This is a genomic window from Massilia sp. CT11-108, from assembly GCF_047302915.1.
In the GTDB taxonomy this organism is placed as follows: domain Bacteria; phylum Pseudomonadota; class Gammaproteobacteria; order Burkholderiales; family Burkholderiaceae_D; genus Telluria; species Telluria orientalis.
Map to the genome: position 1 here is coordinate 1 of NZ_JBKYMO010000501.1, position 3,913 is coordinate 3,913.

Genomic DNA, 3,913 nt, shown 5'->3' on the forward strand with positions numbered 1-3,913 from the left:
CTGCCGCGCTGGCGCGGCAACCTGCGCGTGTTCGCCGACCGCTTCGCGCCGTTCTCGATCTACCGGCTGGTCGTGGGCAGCGGCTTCCTGCTGGCGTTCTCGGCCTTGCAGACGGCCGGCGTCACGGTCGAGAAGTCGCTCAGCCGCCTGTCCGACATGGCCGACCCGTGGCTGCGCGAACGCCTCGACGGCGCGCTGCTGGGGGTGCGTTCCGGCCTCAACTGCGGTGAAGCCATGCGCAACGCCGGTTACGGTTTCCCGTCGGCCGAAGTGATCGACGACCTGTGCGTGTACGCCGAGTTCCGCGGATTCGGCGAGGCGCTCAAGGTGCTGGCCGACGAATGGCGGGAAGAGGGGATCGAGCAGATTTCCAATCAGATGAAGATCCTGAACGGCGTCGCCATCCTCGTGATGGCCGCCGTGATCGGCTGGTTGGTGACGGGTTTCTTCGGCATCCAGCACGAGATCGCAACGATGACACGCGCAGTACATTGATTACACCATAAGGAGATACGACATGTTTGCCACCATGCCCCAACGCCGCGCCCGCCTCGCCCGCCTGCACCGCCAGCGCGGCGCCTCGCTGCTGGAAGCCATCGCCTACCTGGGCGTCGCCGCCATCGTGGTGCTCGCCGCGGTATCGCTGCTGCAGAATGCCTTCGGCAGCGCGCGGGCTAATCAGACCACGGAAGAGCTCACGGGCTTGCGCACCACCCTGCGCAAGATGTATTCGGGCCAGCCCTACAAAGACGCCGAGATGCTGAAAAACATGATTACCGCGAAAGCCATCCCGGGCACGCTGTCGGTCTCCAGCGACGGTGCGGCGATCAACAACACGTGGGGCGGCACCGTGACCCCCACGTCCGCGGACGACGCTACGTTCACCATCACCTACACCAACGTACCGCCGGACGTGTGCATGACCGTCGTCAGCGGAGCGACCGGCTGGACAAAGATTGCCGATGGCGCCGGAAACAATCCAATCACCGTGTTTCCCGCCGCAGCGGCCAGCGCCGCGAAGCTGTGCGGCGCGGCGGCGAATACGGTCGCATTCACGGCGAACTGAGTCTGAGTAAATGTGGGCCGTCCTGATCATGGTCGTCATGGTCGCGCTCGGTGGCTGGTACGGCTGGCCGGCCGAACAGCGGCGCGAGGCCGTGGTCCGGCAACAGGCCGACGACGATGCCGGGACCATGGCGGTCTACCGGGAAGCGGTGATGGCGTACTTCAAGGCGAACAACGTCACCGACACCAGCGTGAGCCTGGCCGGCCTGAAGGGGGCCGGCGTGCTGCCGGCGTGGTCGAAACTGGCGACCAGCCCGACGGTGGCGTGGACGAATTACCGCGACGGCGCGGGGCAGATCTACATTTTCCCCGCCGCGGCGGGCGCGCGGCCGATCGTCGCGGAACTGTTGGCGCTGTCGCGCAACTCACTCAACGTCGGCGTCTACCGGGCGGCGGACCATACGCTGTTTTCGCCCGTGGACGGGACGCGCATCGCGCTGCCGACGCTGGGCGACGCCGTCATCCCGGACGGCGCGCCGGTGTGGCTGGCGCAGGCACCCTGCGATTGAGGAAACAACGATGAACACGATGCGGCGGCAGCGCGGCATGACCCTGATCGAAGTGTTGGCGGCGCTCGCCATCGCGTCGGCGCTGCTGGTCGGCCTGGCCAGCATGATCGGCGATTCGATCGAAGAAGTGAAGGAACAGCAGGCCGCCCTGCAGCAGGCGCAGGTCGTGGCGGCCGCGTCCAGGTATGTCGCGGCGAATTACAGCGACCTCGTCGCCAGCACGGGCGGGGGCGCCGTGACGGCCGTCACCGTGGCGCAGCTGACCGCGGCCGGCTTCATGCCTGCCGGCTTTGCCGCGACCAACCCTTACCAGCAAGCGGCATGCGTGCTCGTGCGCCAGGGCACGCCGGGCCGGCTCGACGCGCTGGTGGCCGGCTACGGCGGCACCGCGATACCGGACCGCGCCATCGCGGCGGTGGCCATGATGGCGGGGCAGGGCGGCGGCTACATCAGCGCCGCGCAGCCCGCCACGGCGCGCGGATCGTCCTGGGCACTCGCCACCGCCGCCTACCAGGGTGTGGCCTGCGGCGGCGCGACGGTCCTGAACGGCAGCGCCGGCCACGATGGCGGCCACCTCGTGTCGGGCCTGTTCTACGACGGGCCGGGCCAGTTGTCGACCGATTTCCTCTACCGCGACGTGGTTCCCGGACGTCCGCAGCTGAACCGGATGAACACGCCGCTGGGATTCGCCGGGACCGCCCTGGTGACGCTGGGCACGGCATGCGGCGGCGCGGCGGCCATTGGGATCGACAGCGCGAGCCGGACGGTGGCGACGTGCGGGGCCGACGGCCTGTGGCAGGCGGTGTCGACGTGGAAGGCGCCGGTGGCCAATTTCGCCGACCTGCCCGCGACGGGCAACACGACCGGCGACGTGCGGATGGTCACCGCGTTGAACCGCGGCTTCACCTATTCCGGCAGCGCGTGGGTGGCACTGGCCGTCGACGAGAAGGACGATCTGCACGTGCCCGGCACGGTGTACGGTGACACGGCCGTCGTCAGTGGCGGTACCGTGACGGCGGAACAGACGGTGACGTCGAACCACGGCGGGATCAAGGGCGACTGGGTCGTCGGCAGGAACTGGATGGAGGGCCCCACGGTGTATCTCAATCAAGCCATCGTGGCGGGCACGCCCTGCAATATCCCGAATCCGGACGGCAGCATCACGTACAACATCGGCTCGGTCAAGAAAGATGCGAACGGCGTCCTGCTCTCGTGCCAGCCGCCGGATAACGTCTTCAAATACCTGAACGGAACGCTGACCCCATGAGCGGCATATCCACACCGCGCCGCGCGGCGGCAACCCTCGCGTGCGTGCTCGCGTGCGGCCACGCACAGGCATGCTGGGAGGACGCCGGCGCGCGCTACGGCGTCAACCCCTACCTGCTGTATGCCATCGCCAAGACGGAATCGGGCTTGAATCCCACTGCGATCGGCCCGAAGAACAAGAACGGTTCCTACGATATCGGGCTCATGCAGATCAACAGCAGCTGGCTGCCGACCCTGCGCCGGTACGGCATCGGCGAGGCCGAGTTGATGGATGCCTGCACGAACATCGAGGTCGGGGCGTGGATCCTGTCGGGGAAGATGCAGAAGCTGGGCAATTCATGGACCGCCGTCGGCGCCTACAACGCCGGCAAGCCCGAGCTGCGCATCGCTTACGCGAAAAAAGTCTATCGCAACCTGCCGCGCGCGGCCCTCGAGGCCCAGCGCTGACCGGTTTGCGCCGCATACATCATTGTTGAGACGTTCGCGCGGCCGCGCGCATGACCTTGGAAGTTGATATGAAAACGATTTCGTCGACGATAACACCGATCAGCGACCGCCCGGCAGCCGGGACCGCGTCCACCGCCAAGCCCGAGACCAGCCGCGCGCCGAAGCGCACGTTCGGGTTTTCCTTGCCGGTGCTGGGCCGGCGCCCGAAGACGCAGCCGCCCGCGGCGAACGTACAGGCGCCGCTGCAGCGGCTGGAACAGTTCAGCGCCCGGCACGCGCAGACGCAGGCGCCTGTGCCGGAGCGGGGCACGCTGGCGGACCTGCTGCAAGCGGACAAGTCGCCGACGCTGGCGGAACTGATGCGGGCGGATGACGACGCCCACGCCGCGTCCGCGTCCACGCCCGTGCCCGCGGCGCCGGCCGCGCGCCCGAAGACATTCGGCAAACTGGCGTCGGGGCCGAAGATCGACTGCATGGCGGACACGCTGACGTCGATCGACCGCCTGGACGAGCAGCAAGTGTCGCAGATCACGGAAGCGCTCGGCATGGGCCCCGCGGCCGCGCCCGGCCGCGAGCGGGACGCCCAGCTGAAAGCCGCGGGCCGCCTGCTGCGCGCGCCGCTGGAT

The 3,913-nt window shown here is 68.3% G+C and carries 5 protein-coding genes and 1 pseudogene; all 6 read left to right on the top strand.

Annotated features, from left to right (window positions below):
- Positions 1-495, top strand: a 495-nt coding sequence (locus ACEN88_RS26220) for a type II secretion system F family protein (RefSeq protein WP_413344387.1), incomplete at its 5' end; no start/stop codon positions are given.
- 22 nt (positions 496-517) lie between these two features.
- Positions 518-1,066 carry a type 4 pilus major pilin gene (locus tag ACEN88_RS26225; RefSeq protein ID WP_413344388.1) on the top strand — a complete coding sequence of 183 codons (549 nt, stop codon included), beginning with the start codon at positions 518-520 and terminating at the stop codon, positions 1,064-1,066.
- Positions 1,067-1,076: 10 nt separating this feature from the next.
- The gene (gene pilM / locus ACEN88_RS26230) at positions 1,077-1,574 is read left to right on the top strand and encodes a type IV pilus biogenesis protein PilM (protein ID WP_413344390.1); all 498 of its coding nucleotides are present in this window, start codon (positions 1,077-1,079) and stop codon (positions 1,572-1,574) included.
- A gap of 10 nt (positions 1,575-1,584) precedes the next feature.
- A complete protein-coding gene (pilV, locus tag ACEN88_RS26235) occupies positions 1,585-2,841 on the top strand; it encodes a shufflon system plasmid conjugative transfer pilus tip adhesin PilV (RefSeq protein WP_413344392.1) in 1,257 nt (418 codons plus the stop codon).
- Positions 2,838-3,287 (top strand): lytic transglycosylase domain-containing protein, encoded by a 450-nt coding sequence (locus ACEN88_RS26240; protein WP_413344393.1) that lies wholly within the window; start codon positions 2,838-2,840, stop codon positions 3,285-3,287. The genes pilV and ACEN88_RS26240 overlap by 4 nt, the downstream gene beginning before the upstream one ends.
- Positions 3,288-3,355: 68 nt before the next feature.
- Positions 3,356-3,913: pseudogene (locus tag ACEN88_RS26245) on the top strand (hypothetical protein); the annotation flags it as partial.